Annotated in this window: 20 protein-coding genes and 1 tRNA gene; 3 read left to right on the forward strand and 18 right to left on the reverse strand. The window is 71.1% G+C overall.

Annotation, left to right across the window (positions count from 1 at the left end):
- Nucleotides 1–3: 3 nt before the first annotated feature.
- The 3 genes from CLV70_RS26520 to CLV70_RS26530 all read right to left on the reverse strand — a co-directional run bounded on the left by CLV70_RS26520 (nt 4) and on the right by CLV70_RS26530 (nt 2,048).
- Entirely contained in the window at nt 4–759 is a 756-nt protein-coding gene (locus CLV70_RS26520) for a hypothetical protein (RefSeq protein WP_211303894.1), read from the reverse strand.
- Nucleotides 749–1,765 carry a helix-turn-helix domain-containing protein gene (locus CLV70_RS26525; protein WP_106129326.1) on the reverse strand — a complete coding sequence of 339 codons (1,017 nt, stop codon included), beginning with the start codon at nt 1,763–1,765 and terminating at the stop codon, nt 749–751. Before CLV70_RS26525 ends, CLV70_RS26520 begins: the two co-directional genes overlap by 11 nt.
- Nucleotides 1,766–1,975: 210 nt before the next feature.
- Nucleotides 1,976–2,048, reverse strand: a tRNA-Asn gene (locus CLV70_RS26530).
- A 207-nt stretch (nt 2,049–2,255) separates the two neighbouring features.
- Between CLV70_RS26530 and CLV70_RS26535 the strand changes: the two genes are divergently transcribed.
- Nucleotides 2,256–2,558 (forward strand): hypothetical protein, encoded by a 303-nt coding sequence (locus CLV70_RS26535; RefSeq protein WP_106129327.1) that lies wholly within the window; start codon nt 2,256–2,258, stop codon nt 2,556–2,558.
- 151 nt (nt 2,559–2,709) lie between these two features.
- On the opposite strand, the gene CLV70_RS26540 is transcribed toward CLV70_RS26535, so the two are convergent.
- The 15 genes from CLV70_RS26540 to CLV70_RS26610 all read right to left on the reverse strand — a co-directional run bounded on the left by CLV70_RS26540 (nt 2,710) and on the right by CLV70_RS26610 (nt 20,704).
- Nucleotides 2,710–3,717: a sugar phosphate isomerase/epimerase family protein gene (locus CLV70_RS26540; protein ID WP_106129492.1), complete on the reverse strand. Its 1,008-nt coding sequence runs from the start codon at nt 3,715–3,717 to the stop codon at nt 2,710–2,712.
- Between the two features lie 177 nt (nt 3,718–3,894).
- Nucleotides 3,895–4,965, reverse strand: a complete 1,071-nt coding sequence (locus CLV70_RS26545; RefSeq protein WP_106129328.1) for a sugar phosphate isomerase/epimerase family protein — start codon at nt 4,963–4,965, stop codon at nt 3,895–3,897.
- Between the two features lie 799 nt (nt 4,966–5,764).
- Nucleotides 5,765–6,949 (reverse strand): Gfo/Idh/MocA family protein, encoded by a 1,185-nt coding sequence (locus tag CLV70_RS26550; RefSeq protein WP_106129329.1) that lies wholly within the window; start codon nt 6,947–6,949, stop codon nt 5,765–5,767.
- A gap of 40 nt (nt 6,950–6,989) precedes the next feature.
- Nucleotides 6,990–8,033, reverse strand: a complete 1,044-nt coding sequence (locus tag CLV70_RS26555) for a substrate-binding domain-containing protein (RefSeq protein WP_106129330.1) — start codon at nt 8,031–8,033, stop codon at nt 6,990–6,992.
- 62 nt (nt 8,034–8,095) lie between these two features.
- Entirely contained in the window at nt 8,096–9,172 is a 1,077-nt protein-coding gene (locus CLV70_RS26560) for an ABC transporter permease (RefSeq protein ID WP_106129331.1), read from the reverse strand.
- Entirely contained in the window at nt 9,169–10,722 is a 1,554-nt protein-coding gene (locus tag CLV70_RS26565; protein WP_106129493.1) for a sugar ABC transporter ATP-binding protein, read from the reverse strand. The genes CLV70_RS26560 and CLV70_RS26565 overlap by 4 nt, the downstream gene beginning before the upstream one ends.
- Before the next feature lie 101 nt (nt 10,723–10,823).
- Nucleotides 10,824–12,002, reverse strand: coding sequence for an ROK family transcriptional regulator (locus tag CLV70_RS26570; protein ID WP_106129332.1), 1,179 nt, complete (start codon nt 12,000–12,002; stop codon nt 10,824–10,826).
- Between the two features lie 300 nt (nt 12,003–12,302).
- On the reverse strand, nt 12,303–13,442 hold the full coding sequence (locus CLV70_RS26575; protein WP_106129333.1) for a YihY/virulence factor BrkB family protein: 1,140 nt from the start codon (nt 13,440–13,442) through the stop codon (nt 12,303–12,305).
- A gap of 461 nt (nt 13,443–13,903) precedes the next feature.
- Entirely contained in the window at nt 13,904–14,713 is an 810-nt protein-coding gene (locus CLV70_RS26580) for an ABC transporter permease (RefSeq protein WP_106129334.1), read from the reverse strand.
- Nucleotides 14,714–15,010: 297 nt separating this feature from the next.
- Nucleotides 15,011–15,763, reverse strand: coding sequence for an ABC transporter permease (locus tag CLV70_RS26585; protein WP_106129335.1), 753 nt, complete (start codon nt 15,761–15,763; stop codon nt 15,011–15,013).
- Nucleotide 15,764: 1 nt separating this feature from the next.
- The gene (locus tag CLV70_RS26590; RefSeq protein WP_106129336.1) at nt 15,765–16,685 is read right to left on the reverse strand and encodes an ABC transporter ATP-binding protein; all 921 of its coding nucleotides are present in this window, start codon (nt 16,683–16,685) and stop codon (nt 15,765–15,767) included.
- A gap of 34 nt (nt 16,686–16,719) precedes the next feature.
- The gene (locus tag CLV70_RS26595; RefSeq protein ID WP_106129337.1) at nt 16,720–17,244 is read right to left on the reverse strand and encodes a hypothetical protein; all 525 of its coding nucleotides are present in this window, start codon (nt 17,242–17,244) and stop codon (nt 16,720–16,722) included.
- Entirely contained in the window at nt 17,241–19,085 is a 1,845-nt protein-coding gene (gene dnaG / locus CLV70_RS26600; RefSeq protein WP_106129338.1) for a DNA primase, read from the reverse strand. Before dnaG ends, CLV70_RS26595 begins: the two co-directional genes overlap by 4 nt.
- Nucleotides 19,086–19,104: 19 nt before the next feature.
- Entirely contained in the window at nt 19,105–20,322 is a 1,218-nt protein-coding gene (locus CLV70_RS26605) for a deoxyguanosinetriphosphate triphosphohydrolase (protein WP_106129339.1), read from the reverse strand.
- 25 nt (nt 20,323–20,347) lie between these two features.
- On the reverse strand, nt 20,348–20,704 hold the full coding sequence (locus tag CLV70_RS26610; protein ID WP_106129340.1) for a VOC family protein: 357 nt from the start codon (nt 20,702–20,704) through the stop codon (nt 20,348–20,350).
- Between the two features lie 148 nt (nt 20,705–20,852).
- Here CLV70_RS26610 and CLV70_RS26615 point away from each other — a divergent pair, with 148 nt between their 5' ends.
- Nucleotides 20,853–21,350 carry a DUF4388 domain-containing protein gene (locus tag CLV70_RS26615; RefSeq protein WP_158277830.1) on the forward strand — a complete coding sequence of 166 codons (498 nt, stop codon included), beginning with the start codon at nt 20,853–20,855 and terminating at the stop codon, nt 21,348–21,350.
- Nucleotides 21,351–21,495: 145 nt separating this feature from the next.
- On the forward strand, nt 21,496–21,876 hold the full coding sequence (locus CLV70_RS26620; RefSeq protein ID WP_106129342.1) for a roadblock/LC7 domain-containing protein: 381 nt from the start codon (nt 21,496–21,498) through the stop codon (nt 21,874–21,876).
- Nucleotides 21,877–21,908 lie beyond the last annotated feature (32 nt).

Consider the following 21,908-nt stretch of genomic DNA (forward strand, 5'->3'; position numbering starts at 1 on the left):
GGGTCAGCGACGGGCGCACGCCGCCAGAAGGAGTTCGGAGACCAGTTCGACATCGCCCGATTCGATGTCTCCGCCGCCGGCGGAGTGGATCCGGCGGAGCGCCTGATCGCGACGGCGCACCAACCAGAGATCCACGTGAAGCGCGATGTCGTCAGCAATCGACAGATCAACGCAGCTGATCTGGTCGAGCGCTACAGGTCGGGTGGCCTCATCGATGGTCAGGCGAATGATGTCGAGCAGGTCAGTCCCCTGCTTGTCGAGCGAGCGGTTCATCACCGCCTGAAGCTTCATAGCCACCAACGGCCCCGGCTCCGCCACGGGCGTGGTGACTTCGAAGCGCTCACCGCTTGCTCGGAGGATCTCGAGCGTGATGTCGGTGGCCGTGTCATTGGCCCACGCGTGAGCTGAGGCGTGCAAACGGTCACCGGGATCGTCGCTGGGCATGTCGAGTTCGACTTGACGTACCTCGAGGACGTCAACCTTCACCGGGCCGTACGGGGTGGTGAGGAGGACTGCTGCGGGCTGAATCGGCTCGGCGCCGTCGGCAGCACGCAGTACCTCAAGGTGAGGCACCTCGCCGAGCAGCCGGTCGACCACATCGAGGTCAACGGTGGCGCGGTACGGATTCGACAGCCGGGACAAGACGGCGACGCCTCCGACCACCACTGGGGGTTGACCGATCAGGGCCCGGACCTCGATCACTCCTTGCACGAGGGTGATCATCGCCTCGCCGATGAAGGTAACGCGCTTACCAGACACGGCTCCACCGTTCGTCGGGCGTCCAGGCGTCCAGAATCTCCCGGCCGCGGCCGACATCCTGCGCGAGATCGAGCGCGACGAACAGAGGGTGCGCCAGCGGCCACTCCATCGGGTTCGTGTCGAGGTCGATACGACGCTGCACAACAGCGGGCACCGGGGCGATCCTGACGGCTGCTCGAGCTTGTGAAGGTCTACCGGCAGCGCCGAGCAGCGTCGTGGCGCGATGCCGAACCGCCTGATCGGGAACATAGAAGTCGAGTACCTGCCCCGACCGGAACGCCAGCGGCGCACCGTATGCGGCCGCGGCAGCCGAGTCGGTGAGCGCCCAGCCTTGTTCCTGCTCAATATCCACCAGGCCGAGACGCAGAGCCTGAGTCATGGGCTCTTCACCGGGCGAGGGCAACTGAGCAAGGTACGTGCGCGGAGTCGCCCAGCGATCGGCAACAAGCCAGAACAAGCGAGAATCCGTAACCGCGTTCTTGGCGTCCACCAGCTCCTCGCGGCGAAGCAGGGAGAGGACTTCGGAGACCGTGCTGGCCGAACGCCCAAGTTGACGCGCCAGCTCACGCACCGCCGTCCCACGCATGGGCTGCATCAGGACGGCGGAAGCCACCTCCAGCCCCGCCTTTCCGCTCAGCGCGCTCGTTCGCTGAGACCGCTCCTGGAGTGGCTCCACCTCGGCATCGATCACGACGCCACGAGTACGCAGAGCTAGCCGACCGCGCAGGTCGTAATAGCCGGCCCGGCGCGTGGTCAGGATCCTGCGAGCCGTCTCGGTCACCCGGTCGGCGACGATGAGCAACGTGCCGGCCGACGGTGCGTGCCTCCGGAGTGCCTCCTCCGCGACGGAGTCAGTCACCAGAGCACGTCTCTTCAAGTGAAGTGCCAAGCGCACCCCGTTGGCGTCAAGCACCAGGTCGACACCGAGATCGGGCATACCTGTGGGCCCATCAGCGTCGATCCCCAACTGGGCGAACGCGTCGATGACGAGCGCCTCGGTATCCATCTGTGCCATCCTCCACCCCTGTTCGGTGTTCGGTCAATACCGAACACCGAACAGTGTGCGCCGGCCGGGCGTCGGTCAACTGGGTTCGCCGTGAGCGCCCCACCAGTCGATCCGCTATGACCGAGGCTGTCGATGAGAACCGATAACCGGTGAAACCAGGGATGGTACGACAAAAAGGGGCCACCGAAATGACCCCTGACCTGGGAAAAGCTCCCCCGATTGGACTCGAACCAATAACCTGCCGGTTAACAGCCGGCTGCTCTGCCAATTGAGCTACAGGGGATTGCTGCGCCCCGACCTCCCGCTTCGCGAGCTGTCATGGCGACCGGAGAAACAATACAACATCCGAGGGCTACGCCGCCGGGAGGGGTGGGCGACACTCCCGGCGGGGGCTCTACCGGGAGGAAACGTGGGCGGGGGGAATGACTGAGCGGCAGGATGGGTATGCAGCGATCAGACGCACGCGCGTCACCGAACGGAAGGAGCCGCCATGCGCGGAAAGCTCATGTTCATCACGGGTCTCGCGGCGGGCTTCGTCCTGGGCAGCCGGGCCGGCCGGGAGAAGTACGAAGAGATCACGGCCAACGCCAAGAAGGTGTGGGAGCACCCGACGGTCCAGGAGGCCGCCGGCGTCGCCCAGGCGCAGGCCAACAAGCTTTATACCGAGGGTAAGGACAAGCTGAACCAGTCCAAGATCGGTGAGAAGCTGCACTCCGCCAGCACCTCGTCGTCGAGCACCGGCGACCTGTCGACCTCCAGCGCGAGCTCGAACAGCACCGGCACCACTTACTGAACTTTTTTCAACGTGGCGAGGCCGGCAGTTCCCGCCGCTGGTCGGCGGCGCGGCACCGTCGGGCTCGATGTCAGGTTGAAAATGGTTCATTGAGGTACGCCGCACCGCAGAGAGCCCGGCCCATCGGGGCCGGGCTCTCTGCGTGGGGTGGTCAGGAGGACGACGAGAAGGCGGCGTCGAACGCCGCGGACGGCGCGTCGAACGCCAGCCGGCGGACGAACTGCAGCGCCTCGGGGGCGCCGACCAGGCGGTCCATGCCGGCGTCCTCCCACTCGACGGAGAGCGGGCCGTCGTAGCCGATCGCGTTCAGCGCGCGGAAGCAGTCCTCCCACGGCACGTCGCCGTGCCCGGTCGAGACGAAGTCCCAGCCCCGGCGCAGGTCGGCCCAGGGCAGGTGGGACGCCATCCGGCCGCGGCGGCCGTCGCCCGTACGGACCTTCGCGTCCTTGCAGTCGACGTGGTAGATCCGGTCCTGGAACTCGAGGATGAAGTTGACCGGGTCCAGGTCCTGCCAGACGAAGTGGGACGGGTCCCAGTTCAGCCCGAACGCCGGGCGGTGGCCGATCGCGTCGAGGGTGCGGCGGGTGGTCCAGTAGTCGTACGCGATCTCACTGGGGTGGACCTCGTGCGCGAAGCGCACCCCGACCTCGTCGAAGACGTCCAGGATGGGGTTCCAGCGGTCGGCGAAGTCCTGGTAGCCGCGCTCGATCATGGCCGGCGGCACCGGCGGGAACATGGCCACGGTGTGCCAGATCGACGAGCCGGTGAAGCCGACCACCGTCTTCACCCCGAGCTTGGCGGCGGCCCGGGCGGTGTCCTTCATCCGCTCCGCGGCCCTGTCGCGTACGCCGGCGGGGTCGCCGTCGCCCCAGATCGCCGCCGGGAGGATGTCCTGGTGGCGCTCGTCGATCGGGTGGTCGCAGACCGCCTGGCCGACGAGGTGGTTGGAGATCGCGAACACCCGCAGGTTGTGCTTGGCGAGCTGCTCGCGCTTGCGGTCGACGTAGTCGTCCTCGGCGAGCGCCCGGTCCACCTCGAAGTGGTCGCCCCAGCAGGCGATCTCGAGGCCGTCGTAGCCCCATTCGGCGGCGAGCCGGCAGACCTCCTCGAACGGCAGGTCGGCCCACTGGCCGGTGAAGAGCGTGATGGGTCGCGCCATGTCAATCTCCCTGTTCGCAAGCGTGACGAAGAGGGTTCCCGGGGCCGGCGCGAGGGTGACCGGCGGCGGCACACCGCGAAGGTCAGGGCTGTCGGGTTCCGCGCCGGGTCTGCGCCTCCCGGCGGGCCCGCCCGTACCGGGGGGTGCCAGGTCAAACTCTAGGTGGGCGGGCGCGTCTCAACAAGAGAGGCGGGCGTCCTGCGGGGGTGACAGGCCCAGCTCCGCGAGCTCCACCGTGCCGGCGCCCTCGACGTCGAGGTATTCGGTCCCGGGCACGGCCCCGGACATCAGGTGCCGCAGCGCCGCCCGCGAGACCTCGGTGGTCGCCGTCAGCGGCGCGGGCGGTTCGGACTGCCACGGTACGGGACAGAGCACGCGCCACGGCCCCGGCGGGTATTCCCGGAGCGCCTGGGCGAGGTCGGGCACGTACCCGCCGTCGGGGGTCGTCACGGGGCGGGGGTTGCCCTCGGAGACGTACCCGCGCAGGGCGCCGGTGGCGGCCACCGGATCCGCGGCCTGCAGCGCGGCGGCGAGCCGGGCCTGGATCACCGAGATGCCCGCGCCGCCGAGCCGGTCGAGGTAGGCCGCCGGGTCCTCCCAGGTGCACGCCAGGTGGGCGAGGTCCAGGCAGACGCCGAGGCGCTCCTTGTCGAGCCGGGCGAAGGCGGCAGCGACCGAGGCGGAACCGTCGAGCACGGCGCCGGGCTCCGGCCGGAAGCCGACGCGTACGGCGCGGCCGGTCTGCCAGGCCACCTCGGCGAGCCCACCGGAGAGCCGGCCCAGGATGCGCGAGCACTCCTTGCGCTTGGGATCGTCCCAGCCGTCGCGGCGGCCGATGCCGATCGTGCTGACCGCGCCGCGGACCGCGTCGTCGGGCAACAGGTCGACCAGGATGCGCGCCAGGTCCAGGGTGTACTCGAGCCGGGCCGGGCTGCTCCAGTCGGGGGCTTCGGGGCCCTCGTCGCCGCCCTCCGCGTAGGGCACTCCGCTCAACGTGACGACCTCGAGCCCGCGGGCGTCGAGTTCGGCGCGAAGCCGGGTTCGGGAGCGCCCGTCGATCGCGAGGGCGGCGGCGAGGGTGGGCGGGAGCCAGAGGCTCACCCCGAGGGTGTCCACGTCCTGGCCGGCCCGGACCGCGGCGGCGTACGCGTCGAGCTGCTCGACGACGGCCGGGAGATCCCGGGCAGGCCGCAGGTCGGTGCCGTGGCTCAGGTGGACGACCCGGCCCGAGTGGTGGCGCAGACGCATCAGAATCCCTCCTGGAGCGAGGCGTCACCGGTGCATTCGCACGTGCATCGGTTCGTGCGCGGTCCAGTATGGACCATTTGGCCGCGAGACACCGCTGCCGCCGTGGCGGACCGACGGGTTGCCATGACGCCTCCATCCGTGGGGTTGTCTACCCTCGGATACGAGCCTCGACCGCCCCTCGGATCAGCGCCGTACTCGCCGTGCGACGCCCTGACCGGCGACGACATGATCCACATAGGGCAAGGACATTTACGATATCCGATGCCGTCGAGCGCGGTGAGCTGCCCCGGAAGCGGCCCCGGGGCAAGGCGGCACACCGCCCGCGAGAGCGTTATCTGTACGCCATATGCACACTCGGACATGCACTGGACGGAGACACGTGCGGACGCGCCGGGTGCAGATGCACGCTGCAGATGCACCCGGGGTGGGTGAGCGAGGGCGGAGGGCGACCAGGTAGGACGGTGCGGAGCACCGCCGACGGCCGGCCGAGGGCCGCGAAGAAGGCGGCAGCGGGCGCGAGGCCGGGGCGAGCAGGGCGCGGTGCGGGAAGTGGCGCCCGGGTGGGTGCGGCGGCGTGGTCTGGGTGGGTTCGGGAAGCGGACGGGGTGAACCGGCCGGTGGGGCGTGAGGGGGCCGGGACGGCACGGGCCCGGGCGTGGTGCCACGGGACCGTGCTGTGCCCGTACCGGAAAACGGTGTTGAATTGTCCGTCGATCGGGAACCCTTTGATCGGCGGCTTTTCCCTGGTCCGTCCGGCGGCCCGGGGCGCAACCGGGTCTCCCTCGCGACGGGGGCAGGGTCAGACAGTTGCCAGGGCGGCCTCCACGGGGACCCAGGCGGACGAGGCCGCCGATTTTTCGACGGCGTCCAGGACGAGCTGGACCTGGAGGGCGTCCGCGAAGGACGGTGCCGGGTCCTCGCCGGCCGCGACCGCCGCGATCAGGTCGCGGACCTCGTGGGTGAACGAGTGCTCGTAGCCGATCAGGTGGCCGGCCGGCCACCACGCCGCCATGTACGGGTGATCGGGTTCGGTCACCAGGATGCGGCTGAAGCCCTGCTCGCTGGTGGGGAGCGTGGCGTCGTAGAACTCGAGTTCGTTCATGCGCTCGAAGTCGAACGCGACCGAGCCGAGGGAACCGTTGAGCTCCACCCGGAGGCCGTTCTTGCGGCCCGTGGCGAAGCGGGTGGCCTCGTACGTGGCGATCGCTCCCCCGTCGAGCCGGGCCAGGAACAGCGCGGCGTCGTCCACGGTGACCTCGCCCGAGCCGGCGTGGCCGTTGCCGGACGCGGCCAGGCCGGCCGCCTCCAGGGGCAGTGGCCGTTCGCGGACGAAGGTCTCGGTCAGCGCGCTGACGCCGGTGATCTGCTGGCCGGTCACGAACTGGGTGAGGTCGACGATGTGCGCGCCGATGTCGCCCAGCGCCCCGGAGCCGGCCACGTCCCGGCGCAGCCGCCAGACCAGCGGGAACTCCGGGTCGACGATCCAGTCCTGGAGGTACACCGCGCGGACGTGCCGGACCGTGCCGATCCGGCCCGCCGCCACCAGTTCGCGCATCAGCGCCACGGCGGGCACCCGGCGGTAGTTGAAGCCGCACATCGTACGGACGCCGTGCGCCTGCGCGGCCGCCGCCGCCTCGGCCATCTGCCGGGCCTCGGCGACCGAGTTGGCCAGGGGCTTCTCGCACAGCACGTGCTTGCCGGCGGCGAGCGCGGCCAGCGCGATCTCCGCGTGGGTGTCGCCCGGGGTGCAGATGTCCACCAGGTCGACCTCGTCGGAGGCGACGACCTGGCGCCAGTCCGTGGCGTGCGACTCCCAGCCGAGCTTGGACGCCGCGGCCGCGACCTTGTTCTCGTCGCGGCCGCAGACAACCGACAGGCGCGCCGACAGCGGCAGGTCGAACGCGTGGTTGACGGTGCGCCATGCCTGAGAGTGCGCGGCGCCCATGAACGCGTAACCGATCATGCCGACCCGCAGCTGCCCCATGAGATCTCCTTACGACGAAGCGACGAAGTGGCGGACCGCTTTAGAAGCCGAGCTTGCTGTACTGGGCCGCGTTCTCCTTGGTGATCGTCTCGGAGGCGAGCGTGATCTCCTTGGGCACCTGGAGTTCGACCAGGTCGGCCATGCCCTTGCCCTGCCCGATCAGCCGGGCCAGGGAGATCGCCGACGACGCCATCGACGGGCTGTACGTGACCGTCGCCTTCAGCGGGCTGTTGTCCGCGGCGATGGCCTCGATCGCGGCCTTGGAGCCCGCGCCGCCGACCATGATGAACTCCTTGCGGTTCGTCTGGTTGATCGCGGCGAGCACGCCGATGCCCTGGTCGTCGTCGTGGTTCCAGAGGGCGTCGATCTTCGGCAGCGCCTGGAGGATCTCGGTGGCGGCGCGCTGGCCGGTGTCGGCGGTGAACTCGGCGGGCCGGCGGTTGGCGACCTTGAAGCCGTACACCGCGAGGGCCTCGTTGAAGCCGCGGGTGCGCTCCTGGGTGAGCTCCAGCGAGTCGATGCCGGGGATCTCGCCGATGATCGGGTTGGCCACGCCCTTCGCCTTGAGCTGCTCGCCGATGTACGTGCCGGCGGCCAGGCCCATGCCGAAGTTGTCGCCCTTGATCTGCAGCCGGTACGCGCCCCGGTCCGGGAACGCCCGGTCCAGGTTGACCACCGGGATGCCGGCGCGCATGGCCTGCAGCCCGACCGCGTTGAGCTCCTTGCCGTCGTGCGGCAGCAGCACGATGACGTTGGGCTTCTGCGCGATCAGGGTGGACAGTGCCGCGCGCTGGGCGGCCGCGTCGGCGCCCGCCTCGACGCTGCGGAACTCCACGTCCTGGTACGCCCCGGCCTGCGCCTTGGCGTTGTTGGTGATCGCGGCGACCCAGCCGTGGTCGGCGGCCGGCGCGGAGAAGCCGATGACGACCTTCTGGCCCGGCGCGGCGTTCTTGTTGTCGCCGCCGGCGTTGGTGTTGATCTGGGTGTTCTCGCCGGGGTCGTTGCTGGTGCAGGCGGTGAGCAGGGCGCCGGCGCCCACGGCGGCGCCGCCGAAGAGGATGCGACGACGGGACAGAGCGTTCATCGTTTTCTCCCAGGGGTGACCGGGCGGCCGTCGACGGTCGCCGGTGAGGTGGGGGGGCAGGATCAGGAAGTGGGCTTGCGCCCGAACAACTGGGTGAGTGAGCGGTAGCGGAACTGCTGGACCAAGACGGCGGCGACGATGATGCCGCCCTTGACCATGTTCTGGACCTCGGTGGAGAGGTTGTTGATGGCGAACAGGTTGGTGATGGTGGAGAAGACCAGCACCCCGAACAGGGCGCCGATGATGGTGCCGCGGCCGCCGCTGAGCAGCGTGCCACCGATGATCGCCGCGGCGATCGCGTCGAGTTCGTAGAGGTTCGCCATCGCGGCCTGCGCGCTGGTCGCCTGCGAGGTGAGCATGATCGCCGCGATGCCGCAGCAGAGGCCGGACAGGGCGTACAGGAGCACGGTGTGCAGCCGCACGTTGATGCCGGCCAGGCGGGCGGCCTCGACGTTGCCGCCGACGGCGACCGTGCGGCGGCCGAAGGTGGTGCGGTTGAGCAGCACCCAGCCCGCCGCGACGACCAGCGCCAGGATGATGACCAGCATCGGGATGCCGAGGATCTTGGTGCTGGCGATGTCGTTGATGGTGGTGTTCGAGGACACCTGCGTCTGCTTGCCGGAGATCTGGGCGGCCAGGCCGCGCGCCGCGACCATCATCGCGAGCGTGGCGATGAAGGGCACGAGTTTTCCGTACGAGATCAGCACGCCGTTGATGAGTCCCACGACCACGCCGACCACGATCGCCGTGAAGATCATGCCGGCGGTGCCGTAGCTCTGCGTGGCGAGCGTGGTGGACCAGACGCCGGCCACCGCGACGATCGCGCCGACGGAGAGGTCGATGCCGCCACCGATGATCACGAACGTCATGCCGACGGTGACCACGCCGATCGCCGACGCCTGCTGCAGGATCGTCCAGACGTTGTCGGTCACCCAGCCGGCGTCGCCGTACAGCTCGGGGCGGGTGACGATGCCGATGATGACCAGGACGACGAGGACGCCGACCAGGCCGAGGTTGCGGCGTACGGGATCCGCTCCGTCGCTCTTCCACCAGCTCTGCCGGGGCAGCGACGCGGCGACGCCCGCGTCGACCGGCGGGGACTGCGCCGGCACGCCGGGCTTCGTGCTCTGATCCGTCATGCCGGTTCTCCCTCCATGAGGGACCCCGCCATGACGAGGTCCAGAACGGTGTCTTCGTCGATCTCGTCCGCGGGCGCCTCGTGGATCAGGTGCCCCTCGCGCATGACCAGGACGCGGTCGGCGAGTCCGAGCACCTCGGGCACCTCGCTGGAGACCAGCAGCACCCCCACGCCGCCGGCCGCGAGATCGTGGATGACCTGGTAGAGCTCCGCGCGGGCGCCGACGTCGACGCCGCGGGTCGGTTCGTCGAGCAGCAGCAGCTTCGTCTTGTCGAGCAGCCAGCGGCCGACGACGACCTTCTGCTGGTTGCCGCCGGACAGCGTGCGTACGGGCCGGCTCACGTCGCGGGGCCGCAGCTCCAGCTGGTCCGCCGTGCGCAGCGCCGCCTCGCGCTCCCTGCCGGCGTCGGTGAAGCCGCCGCGGGCGTACCCGGAGAACGAGGAGAGCGTCATGTTGCGGTAGATCGGCTCGTCCAGCAGCAGCGCCTGGCTCTTGCGCTCCTCCGGGGCCATGCCGACGCCGTGGCGCACCGCGGCGCCGATGCTGCGGATGACCTTGCCGTCCACCCGGACCGTTCCCGCGTCCGCCCGGCGCGCGCCGAAGATCGTCTCCAGCAGCTCCGACCGGCCGGAGCCGACCAGGCCGGCGATCCCGACGATCTCCCCCGCCCGTACGGTCAGCGACGCGTCGGCGAACTCGCCCTCCCGGGTGAGGCCCTCGACCTCCAGCAGCGGCTTGCCCCGCGCGGCGGCGGCCCGCGGCGGGAAGACGTACTCGATGGTGCGGCCCGTCATCCGGCTGACGAGCTCCCGGGTCGGGGTGTCGCGGGCCGGCAGGTTCGCCGCGGTGGTCCGGCCGTCCTTGAGGACGGTGACCCGGTCGCCGATGTCGCGGATCTCCTCGAGCCGGTGCGAGATGTAGATGACCGCGATGCCGTGCGAGGTCAGCTCCCGGATGATCCGGAACAGGTTTTCCACCTCGTCATGAGCGAGCACGGCGCTGGGCTCGTCCATGACGATCAGCTTGGCGTCGTGCGAGAGCGCGCGGGCCATGCTGACGATCTGCTTGCCCGCCGCGGGCAGCGAGCGGACCAGGCGGCGCGGCGGGATCTGCGGGTGCCCGAGCCGGCCCAGGATCTCCCGGGTACGGGCGGCAGTGGCGCGCCGGCGCAGGAACCCGCCGCGGCTCTCCTCGTGACCGAGGAAGGCGTTCTCGGCCACCGACAGCTCGTCGACGAGGTCGAGCTCCTGGTAGATCGTGGCGATCCCGGCGCGCATGGCCGCCTGCGGGCTGGCCGGTGCGAACGGCCGGCCCAGCAGGCTGATGCTGCCCTCGTCGGCGTGGTGCACCCCGGCCAGGATCTTGATCAGGGTGGACTTGCCGGCGCCGTTCTGCCCGAGGAGACAGTGGACCTCGCCGGCGCGGACCTCGAGCTCGACGCCGTCCAGGGCGCGTACGCCCGGGAAGGTCTTGACGACGCCCTCCAGCTTGAGGACGACCTCGCTCTCCCCCCGGCCGTTCACCGCCGCTTCCTCCCCGCGGCCGTTCATGGCCGCCTCCTTCCGGCGGTCGCTCCCGGCCGGCTCCTTCCGGCAGTCGCTCCCGGCCGGCTCCTTCCGGCGGTCGCTCCCGGCCGCCTCGTCCGGGGCGGTCATGACGCCTGCTCGAAGGCCGTGTCGCTGGCGAGGACCGCGGCGCCGGTGACGCCCGCGCGGGCGCCCAGCTCGCTGAGCACCACGGGCAGGTTCCCGGTCGCCAGCGGCAGCGAGCGCCGGTAGACGACGCTGCGGATCTCCGCCAGCAGGATGTGGCCCAGCTGCGCGAGCCCGCCCCCGATCACGATCATCGACGGGTTCGCGAAGCTGACCAGCGTGGCGAGGGTGGCACCGACCCTGCGCCCGCCGTCCCGGATCAGCCGGATGCAGGTGACGTCACCCTCGGCGGCCCCGTCGGCGACATCGCGGGCGCCGAGATCCCCGTTGGCCGCCAGCCGCTCGGCCAGGGCCGGCGACTCCCCGCTGCGCGCCGCGGCGGTCGCGTCGCGGGAGAGGGCTGCGCCGCTGAAGAGTGCCTCGAGGCACCCCGCATTGCCGCACGAACACATCGGACCGTGCGCGTCGACCTGGATGTGGCCGATGTCGCCGGCGCAGCCGTCCACCCCGCGGTAGACGTCGCCGGCCAGGTGGATCCCGCACCCTATTCCCGTACCGATCTTGACGAACAGGAAGTCGTCGACCGAGTGGGCGACCCCGCCGTGCCGTTCCCCGATGGCCATGATGTTGACGTCGTTGTCGACGACGGCCGGGCAGCCGTGCTCGCGGGTGAGCAGCTCGCGCACCGGATAGCGGTCCCAGCCGGGCATGATCGGCGGGGACACCGGCACCCCGTCACGGAAGCTGACCGGCCCGGGCACCCCGATCCCGACCGCGTCGAGCCGCTCGAAGGCGCCGTCGATCCTGGCCTTCGCCAGCAGCTCGTTGACCCGGTGCAGGATCGCCTTGGGCCCGCTGCGGATGTCGGCGTTCTCCCGGTACGCGGCGACGGGCTCGAGCCGCCCGTTGGTGACCTCGATGTCGATGGAGCTGGCACCGAGATCGACGGCGGCGAACCGCAGCCGGGGATGCAGCTCGACCAGCGTGGAGCGGCGTCCCCCGCGGGAGGCGGCCATCCCGGCCTCGGCGATGTAGCCGGCCGAGACCAGGCGCTCGACCTCGGCCAGCAGCCGCGGGCGGGTCAGATCGAGCCGGTCACCGAGCTCCGCACGGGAGATGGGACCCTCGTCCCGCAGCAGACGGAGAAGGCGCAGATGGGGAGCGTCGACGAGATGCACGGGCAACCTCCGGGCCGTTCACACCGCCGAAACGGTGTGGTGTCACGCCCGTCACACTAGGGCCCTTCCGCCGCGGTAGTCCATACCTTCTCGTTGATCACTACAAACTTTTGTCGCGGAATTCAAAAGTAACGGCGTGGCTCGCGCCTTCCGGCGTGCCGCCGGTGCCCTCTCCGCTCGCCGCCCGCGCCCTTGCCCGGTCGTCTCCGGCGTCCTTCCCGGACGTCTCCGGGGTCCTTTCCCGGACGCGCGACGGCCGCGGGCCCTGTGCGGGTGCCGCGGCCGTCGGGGCTTGCCGGGTCAGGACGTACTCAGGCCCTTTTCGCTGCCCTTCTTGAGCTTGCGATCGTCGCGGAGCTGGAGGAACGGCTCGTCGTCCGGCGAGTGGCCGGCGGCGATGGCACGCCCGCGCTCCAGCTCGGCGTCGAGCTCGGCGCCCAGCATGATGGCGATGTTCGAGATCCACAGCCAGACCAGGAAGGCGATGACACCCCCGAGCGTTCCGTACGTCTTGTTGTAGTTGGCGAAGTTGGCCAGGTAGAGCGCGAACCCGGCGGAGGCGGCCACCCACACCAGCACCGCGAAGATGCCACCCGGGCTGACCCAGCGGAAGCCGCCCGTCTTGGCGTTCGGCGAGGCCCAGTACAGGATCGCGAACATCAGGCTGACGATGATCACCAGCACCGGCCACTTCGCGATGTTCCAGGTGGTGACCGCCGCGTCGCCGAGGCCGATCTTCTCGCCGACCACCCGGGCCACGTCGCCCGTGAACACCACGATGAACGCCGAGATGACCAGCATGACGCCGATGACCGCGGTCACCCCGAGCCGGATCGGCAACGTCTTCCAGATCGGCCGGCCCTCGGGCACGTCGTAGATCGCGTTCGACGCCCGCATGAAGGCGCCGATGTACCCCGACGCGGACCAGAACGCGGCGACGATACCGATGATCGCCGCGAGCCCGGCCTTGCCCGGGTCCTGCACCTGCGTGAGAACCTGGTTCACCAGATTCTGGATCTGCTCGCTGGGCGCGACCTGCTGCACCGTCTCCTGCACGGTCTGCTGCCCGTCGTCGCTCAGCATGCCCAACACGGACACCAGCACCAGCGCCCCGGGGAAGATCGACAGCACCCCGTAGTACGTGAGCGCGGCCGCCCAGTCGGTGACGTTGTCCTGCGAGAACTGCTTGAAGGTCCGCTTGAGCGCCCCGAAGATACCCTTGCCCTTCAGCTGCGCGGGACTGTCCGGCCCGGCATCGGGCCCCGGCGCCGAAAGATCGTTGTCCCGGTCGCCCCCGGTACGCGACGTCGCCGCGGCATCAAGATCGAGCCCCTTCTGCGCCCCGGCGGCATCCCTGGCCCCGGCCGCACGAGCCGTGGCAGCGTTCTTGTCGTCGCGGTGCTCATGCGACGTTTCCTCGGCCTTGCGAAGAAGACTCATCGCGGGATACCTCCAGGGCGCTACGCGTCAGATTCTGACCGCGGTCCGCCCGAACCGGCTGACTCCCGGCCGGCCGGCGGAATCGCGACCTGGCTGGGTGATGCCCGCCATCCTGCTCCTTTAACCACTTTCGGCCCGGCTTGCGTCCAGCGGATCTCCAGGTCAGCGCACCGCACACGGGAACGCCGACGAACTGGCGAGCGCGGCGGGCGGCCGGGCGGGCGCGGCATCCCGGATGCATGAGGCAGCGACGGCGCCCGGGCAGGCGGCTGCGGGCCGCGGGCCGAGCGGTTGGCTGCGAACGGCGGACCAAGGATGGCGGACAGGCTTCCACGGCCCGCTCCTGTGGCGGACGGGTCGGCCGATTGAAGGCTCGCGGATGCATGAGGCAGCCGCGAGCGTCGGACCGGACGATCCGATCGGGCGCCACCAGGCAGGGCGGGGGTGGGCGTCGGGGTGGGTTACTTGCAGAGGAGTTTTTCGATTCGGCGGCCTGCTACGGACAGGCCGATTGCTACCACCGTCAGGAGGTAGGCGATGTCGATCAGTTGGGTCCAGCCGAGGCCGCCCGTCGTGATGGCTCGGACCAGGTCGACCGCGCGGTAGAGGGGGGTTGCTTCGACGAGCCAGCGGAGGGCTGCCGGGTAGGCCGTGGCCGGGACGAAGGTGCCCGAGAAGAGGAAGAGGGCGAACTGGGCGGAGGCGACCAGGTCGAAGTCCTGCCAGCTGCGCATGTAGGTCGACAGGGCCATGCCGGCGGCGCCGAAGGCGAGACCGACGAGGATGGTGGCGGTCCAGGCGGCCAGGGCGCGGAGGGGGGTGGTCAGGTCCATGGCGACCATGATGATCAGGAAGGCGGCCGCGTAGAGGTTGCCGCGGATCATCGCCCAGGCCAGTTCGCCGAGGGCTATCTCGATGGGGCGTACGGGGGTGGCGAGCATCCCGTCGTACAGCTTCATGAACTTCATCTTGCCGAAGAAGTTGAACGTGGTTTCGGAGAGTGCGCCGGTCATGGCCGAGCTGGCCAGCATCGCGGGGGCGACGAACGCGGCGTAGGAGACGACCCGGCCGTCGGCCAGCGTGAGGTCGCCGACGAGGCTGCCCACGCCGACGCCGATCGACAGGAGGTAGAGGATCGGCTCGAGAAAACCCGAGGCCATGACCAGCCAGTACGCGCTGCGCAGCGTCGCGGCGTTGCGTTCGACGACGGACGCCGACCGCCGGGCCGCCCCCTCGAAGGAGATGAGCCGCGGCAGGACGAAGGTGACCACGTGGGGCTCCTCAAGGCGGTGGACGAAGGACAACGGGAGCGGGCGGGCGGCGGGAGTCAGGCGGGCTGTCGAAGGCGGGTGGGGCCGTGCGGGTCGGGCGCGCTATGGGGGTCCGGGCGGGCTATGGGCGTCCGGCGAGCTGTCGGGTCCGGCGGCCAAAGAAGTCCGGCGGGCCGAGGGAGTCGAGCGGGTCGAGCGGGCCCAGCGGGTCGAGGGAGAGCGGGCTGCGGGACTCCGACGGGTCGAGGGAGAGCGGGCTGCGGGGGTGCGGCGGGCTGTGGGGGTTGGGTGGGCATGTCAGACGACCAGGCGGCGGGTGAATTGGCGGTGGGCTAGGTACCAGCCGGTTGCTGCCCAGAGGGTCAGGTAGAGGAGGTGGCCGGGGGCTGACCAGGACGGGGCGGTGCCCAGGGTGGCGGACCGGGTCAGGTCGGCGCCGTGCCAGAGGGGGGAGGCGTAGGCGAGCCAGCGGGCCGGGGGTGGGAGGGATTCGACCGGGAAGAAGACGCCGGAGAAGAGGGACATGGGGATCACGCCGAGGCGGAAGAGGATGGCCAGGTAGCTGTCGCTGCGGATCGTGGCGGCGTACGCGAAGGTCGGGGCCGCGACGGACAGACCGACCAGGGCGGCGATCGGCAGGGCCGCCAGCGCCCACCAGGAGTGGAGGGTGCCGAAGGCGAGGGCCGTCAGCAGGAAGGCCGCGCTGCCCGTGAGGGTGCGGAACACGACGAAGAGCAGGTTGCCGCCGAGGATGTCGGCGACCCGCAGCGGGGCCGCCGCCTGGCCGAAGTAGGTGCGCTGCCATTCGAAGCCGCCGAGGACCGGCCAGGACGAGTCGCCGATGGCGATCTGCATGGCCGTGGAGGCGAGCAGGCCGGGGACCATCCAGTCGAGGTACGGCACCCCGCCGACGCCGCCGGTCACGTACGCACCCACGCCCACGCCGAAGCCCAGCATCGTCAGCAGGGGCAGCACGAACGACGACAGCAGGCTGGCACGCCACACGCGCCGGTAGCTGACGAGGTGGTATTCGAGCACGTACCAGGTCATGTCAGTCCACCAGGGTCCGGCCGGTGAGGTGCAGGAACACGTCCTCCAGGCTGCTGCGGCGCACCAGGACGCTCGCCGGGGGCAGGGCGCGCGCCTGGACCTCGGCGACCGCGGCGTCCCCGTCGGCCACGTAGAGCAGGATGCGGTCGGGCAGGATCTCGAGCCGCTCCCCCACCCCTGCCAGCTTGCCGGCGAAGGCCTCCTGCGACTCCGCCTCGAAGCGCAGCTCCACCACCTCGCGGGTCGAGTGCCGCTCGATCAGCGCGCGGGGCGAGCCCTCGGCCACGATCCGGCCGCCGTCCATCACCACGAGCCGGTCGCAGAGCTGCTCGGCCTCGTCCATGTAGTGGGTGGTCAGCACCAGGGTGACGCCCTGCTGCTTGAGCCGGAACAGGCGCTCCCAGACCAGGTGCCGCGCCTGCGGGTCGAGGCCGGTCGTGGGCTCGTCGAGCAGCACGATCTCGGGCTCGTTGACCAGGGCGCGGGCGATGGTCAGCCGCCGTTTCATCCCGCCGGACAGCGGCTCCACCCTGCTGTCGGCGCGCTCGGTCAGCTGCACGAAGTCGAGCAGCTCGTCGGCCCGGCGGCGGGCGACCTTGCGCGGAAGGCCGAAGAACCGGGCATAGGTCGTCAGGTTCTCCCGGACGGTCAGCTCCAGGTCGAGGTTGTCGAGCTGCGGGCAGACGCCGAGGCGGGCGCGGATGGCCGGCCCCTCGCGGCGCGGATCCCGGTCGAGGATGCGCAGCACGCCGCCGGTCGGCGGCGACACGCAGCCGATCATGCGCATGGTCGAGCTCTTGCCCGCGCCGTTGGGGCCGAGGAAGCCGAACGCCTCCCCGCGCGCCACGTCGACGTCGATGCCGTCGACGGCGGTGAAGTCGCCGAAGCGTTTGACCAGCCCGCGGGCGTGAATGAGGGACACTCCGGGGACCCTAGCGAGGGGGTCCGACAAAAACTCAGGCCGGCGGCGCCGACGCCTCCTGCGCCGCGGCCACGAGCTGGTCGGTGACCTCGACGACCGGCTCGGCGTCCACCGCCGTCTTGGCGTCGTACCGGACCGACCAGGTCAGGCCGTCCACCCCGCTGACCCGCCGGCCGACCACGCGCACCCCGCCGTTCGGCGGCAGCGGATGATGCGACGTGTACGCGACCGAGCGGCTCACCCGCGTACGGACGTGGTCGGGGAGTTCTCCGGGTTCCAGCACCAGGAAACCGATGACCGGGGCGTCCACCAGCACCGTGTAGCCGTCGCGCTGCTGGGCCTGCTCGGCGGGGGTGATCCGCAGCTCCCGCCCCGACCACGCGGCCCGGTGGATCTCGTGCCAGCCCAGCCGCCGGCCGTCCGGCAGCCACAGGCCCCGGTTGGTGGCGACGAGCACGCCCTCGTCCCCGGTGGCCGCCCAGGCGAGGACGCGCTCCTCGCTCTCCAGCGGGGGCCGCCGGCCGGCGGGGAGCTTCGGATTGCGGCGGAACAGTTTCACAGGGCACCTGCTGCCTGGTCGCGGAGGGCTCGGGCGTGCTGTTCGAGCGAGAAGAGCTCGCCGGCGAGGGCGAGATACTCGTCCTTGTGCGCCACCGGGTTGAGGCGCTGCACCTTGGACTTGAGGTCCTTGATCCGGGTGGTCACCGAGCCGACCTGCAGCCGGGCCAGCGTGATCTGCACGTACCGGAGGTCGGCCTCGCCGTCGACCAGCAGCGGGTCCACCGCCAGCTCGCCGACCACGGCCTTGGCGCTGAGATCCTCGCAGGCGTCGCGGACGGCCTCGATCCAGACCGCACCCCCGGTGGCCGAGGCGGTGCCGCCCGCCGCCGCGATCGCGGCGCGCACGGCCCGCAGAACCGGGTCACCGTACGCGTCGACCTCGATCGCGTCGAACATCGGGCCGGACAGCACCGGGAGCTGGAGGGCGAGCTTCAGCGTCTCCCGCTCGACCTGGCGCTGGGGGCTGTCCGCGGCCCGGCGCTGCGCGGCGACCGGTGCGTCCGGGGACATCGCCGCGGCGACCGCCCGCTGCACCGGCTCCAGCTCCATGCCGAGGTCGCCGGCGAGCTTGCGGGCGTACTCGGGACGCTTCTCCCGGTCCTTGATCTTCGCGACCAGCGGCGCGGCCCGGCGCATGGCGTCGACGCGGCCCTCCACGGTGTCGAGGTCGAAGCGGGACAGGGTCTGCCGCAGCGCGAAGTCCACCAGCGGTTCCCGGCCGGCGATCATGTCGCGCACGGCCAGATCGCCCTTGGCCAGGCGCAGCTCGCACGGGTCCATGTTGTCCGGGGAGACCGCGATGAACGTACGGCCGACGAACCGCTGATCCTCCTCGAACGCCCGCAGCGCCGCCTTCTGCCCGGCCGCGTCCCCGTCGAAGGTGTAGATGATCTCGCCGGTGAAGCTGTCGCTGTCCATCAGCAGCCGCCGGAGCACGCCGATGTGGTCGACGCCGAAGGCCGTGCCGCAGGTGGCGACCGCGGTCGGCTCCCCCGCCTCGTGGCACGCCATGACGTCGGTGTAGCCCTCCACGATCACCGCCCGGCCGCGCTTCGCGATCTCGCGCTTGGCGTGGTCGATGCCGTACAGGACGTGGGACTTCTTGTAGAGCGGCGACTCGGGGGTGTTCAGGTACTTCGGGCCGTCGTCGTCGTCGAACAGCTTGCGCGCGCCGAAGCCGATGACGTCGCCGCTGAGGTCGCGGATGGGCCAGAGCAGGCGGCGGCGGAACCGGTCGATGAGCGAGCCGGAACGGGCCGGCTTGGCGAGGCCGCCGGTGGTCAGCTCCTCGGCGGTGAAGCCCTTCTGGCGCAGGTGCTTGGTGAGCAGGTCCCAGCCCTCGGGGGCGTAGCCGCAGCCGTACTTCTCGGCGGCGTCGCGCCCGAACCCCCGCTCGGCCAGGAACTCGCGGGCCCTGCGGGCGCCGGCCCGCCCCAGCTGGTCGCGGTAGAACTCGGCGGCGGCGGCGTGCGCGGCGATGAGGCGCTGCTTCTGCCCGGGCTGCTGCCGGGGCGTGCCGGGCCGCTCGTCGGAGGTGTCGTAGCGCAACTGGATGCCGGCCCGCCCGGCGAGCCGCTCGAGCGACTCGACGAACGTCAGATGCTCGGCATCCATCAAAAACTTGATCGCGTCCCCACCAGCACCACAACCATGACAAAAATAGACATTCCGGGCGGGGGAGACGGTGAAGGAGGGGGTCTTCTCGTCGTGGAAGGGGCAGAGGCCCTTCAGGTTGCCGCCGCCGGCCGAGCGCAGCGTCACGGTTTCGCTGATCACGTCCGCTATCGAGGTGCGGTCGCGGACCAGCGCGATGTCCTCGTCCTTGACCCTGCCCGCCACGGGTCAATACTGCCTCGCGCTATCCGCGGCCCGCCAAGAGGGTCCGGTGCCAGGCGACGGCCGCCGGGTCGGTCAGCGAGGCGACCTGGTCGACCACCACGCGCAGGCGGGCGGTGTCGTCGGGGGCGGCCTTCCACAGGGCCGCGAACATCGGGTCGAGGTGGCCGGGGGCCCGGTCGCAGAGGAGCTCGACGAGGGAGGTCAGGATGGCGCGCTGCTGCTCGTACCAGGACTCGGCGGCGCGGGCGCGCATCACGTAGCGCAGGGCCATGCCCTTGAGCAGCGCGCACTGGTTGCGGACCGTACGCGGCACCACCAGGTCCGCGTCGTAGCGGCGGACCCGGCCGTACCCGTGCCTGCTGTTGGTAGCCCCGACCGCCGAGGAGACGAAGCGGCCGGTCAGGACGCTGGTCATCCGCTTGAGGGCGACCTGGGCGCGGTACGTGCCGTCGTAGTCCGCGGCGCCCGCCACCACCTCGTCGGCGAGCAGCAGGTCGAGGGCCTCGCCGAGGGCTTCCGGGGTTTCGTCGGAGTATGTCGTGGCCACGTCGGCGCACAGCTCGGCGCGTTCGCCCCGGTCCTCGAGCAGGGGGCGCAGCGACAGGTAGCCGCCGTGCACCCCGTCCTCGACGTCGTGCACGGAGTAGGCGACGTCGTCGGCCCAGTCCATGACCTGCGCCTCGAGGCAGCGGCGCTCGCCGGCCGGGGCGCCGCCGCGCAGCCAGGTGAAGACGGGCAGGTCGTCGGGGTAGACGCCGAACTTGCGGGTGCCGGGGCGCCGGGGCCAGGGGTATTTGCAGCTGGCGTCGAGGGAGGCCCGGGTGAGGTTGAGGCCGGCGCCCTCCACCTTGGCCTCGAGCCGGGTGAGCACGCGCAGGGTCTGCGCGTTGCCCTCGAAGCCGCCGCAGGGGCGGGCGACCGCGTCGAGGGCCGCCTCGCCGTTGTGCCCGAACGGGGGGTGGCCGATGTCGTGCGCCAGCCCGGCCACGTCGACGACGTCGGGGTCGCAGCCGAGCCGGGCGCCCATCTCGCGGGAGATCTGGGCGACTTCCAGGGAGTGCGTCAGACGCGTACGCAGGAAGTCGTCGGACCCGGCCGTGTGCACCTGGGTCTTGGCCGCCAGGCGCCGGAACCCGGCGGAGTGCAGCACCCGGGCGCGGTCCCGTTCGAACTGGGTGCGCCCGTAGCCGCTGTCCTTGGCGGGCTCGTTCACCCACCGCTCCGCGTCGCCCGTCATGGGTCAACCCTAGAGCGGGCGGCGATCACCCGGCCGGCTTCGCGGCGAGCACGCAGAACTCGTTGCCCTCGGGGTCGGCCAGCACCACCCAGTCCACGTCGTGCTGCCCGATGTCCACCGGCCGGGCGCCCATGTCGACCAGGCGTTCCACCTCGGCCTCCTGGTCCTCCGGGCGCAGGTCGATGTGCAGGCGGTTCTTCACCGTCTTGGCGTCCGGGGAGGCGGCGAAGAGCAGACCCGGAAGGGCGTCGGGGGTACGCCTGATCTCCACCTCGTCGGGCACCTCGCGCACGATCCGGTAGCCGAGCGCCTCCGCCCACCAGCGGGCGAGCCGCGCCGGATCCTCCGCGTCGACGACGACCTGCTCCCACGTGCCGGGCATAGGGCAAACCTCCACGAGACGCCATCGAAAGTGGCGATCATGTTACGCCCAGATGGCCGCCGGGGCGCGCCGGAGCGCGAACAACGCACTCGTCGTGCGTCATCCTCCGGCACGCCGGCCGACACTGGCCGAAAGGAGGAGGGGCATCGTGATTTCGCTGAGTCATCGCCTGGCCGCGCTGGCCGAGGCCGGGCGCACCGGCGCCCTGCACGTGGGCGGCACGCCGGGCGGGGTGGTCTATCTCGTGGCGGGGCGCATCACGTACGCGGAGTCGCCGGCCTGCCCGGGGATCGGCGAGCGGCTGGTCGGGTGCGGGCGGCTGTCGGCGGCGCAGTGGCGGGCGGCGTACGAGGCCGGGCACGGCACCCGCAGCGTCGGCCGGCTGCTGCTGCGCGACGGCCATCTGGGCCACCACGAGCTCGCCTGCCGCGTTGTGGCATCGATCACCGCCGCTACCCACGCGTTGCTGCAGGGCGACGAGGGCGCGCTGCGTTTCGTGCCCGGCGAGCGGCACTGGTTCGGCACGATCGCCCAGGCCGACCTGGGCAACCTCGGGCCGGAGGCGGCGCGGCGGCTGCTGGCCCGGCCGGCGCCGTGCGGGCCCCGGCCGGTGCGGCACCGGCCGCGGCCGGACTCGCCGCGATGAGCATCGAGAACCATGACGCACACCGGGTGCGACTGGCTCCCGCGAGCCCGCCGCAGGATGGCCCCTTGTGACGGCGGGAAGCGCATCCCGCCGGCGCAGCCCACCCGGAACCACCCGCAATCGCATCACTCGGCTGAGGAGAGATGTGCCCGGGGTCGAGAACTGTCTGCAGGAGGCCATGGCGATCCCCGGCGCGATCGGCGCCAGCATCGTCGACTACACCACGGGCTTCGCGATCGCCACGAGCGGAGCCGCACCCAACGAGGACCACGAGGCCGCGGCCGCCGGCACGGCCGACGTCGTACAGGCCGCGCAGAGCCGGTCGCTGTTCGTGTCGGCCGTACCGCACGACCTGCTCGAGGACCTCATCATCACGACCGCGGGGGGCTACCACCTGCTGCGGCTCGTCCAGACCGACTTCGACAGCCGGCTGGTGCTGTACGTGTGGCTGGACCGGATCCGCGGCAACCTCGCCGTGGCCCGCCGCCGCATGCAGAGCCTGGCCGACGAGCTGATCACGACGTAGCACCGCAGCCATAGCACCGGAGACCAGTGAGG

It is taken from the genome of Pseudosporangium ferrugineum, assembly GCF_003002065.1.
Taxonomy (GTDB): domain Bacteria; phylum Actinomycetota; class Actinomycetes; order Mycobacteriales; family Micromonosporaceae; genus Actinoplanes; species Actinoplanes ferrugineus_A.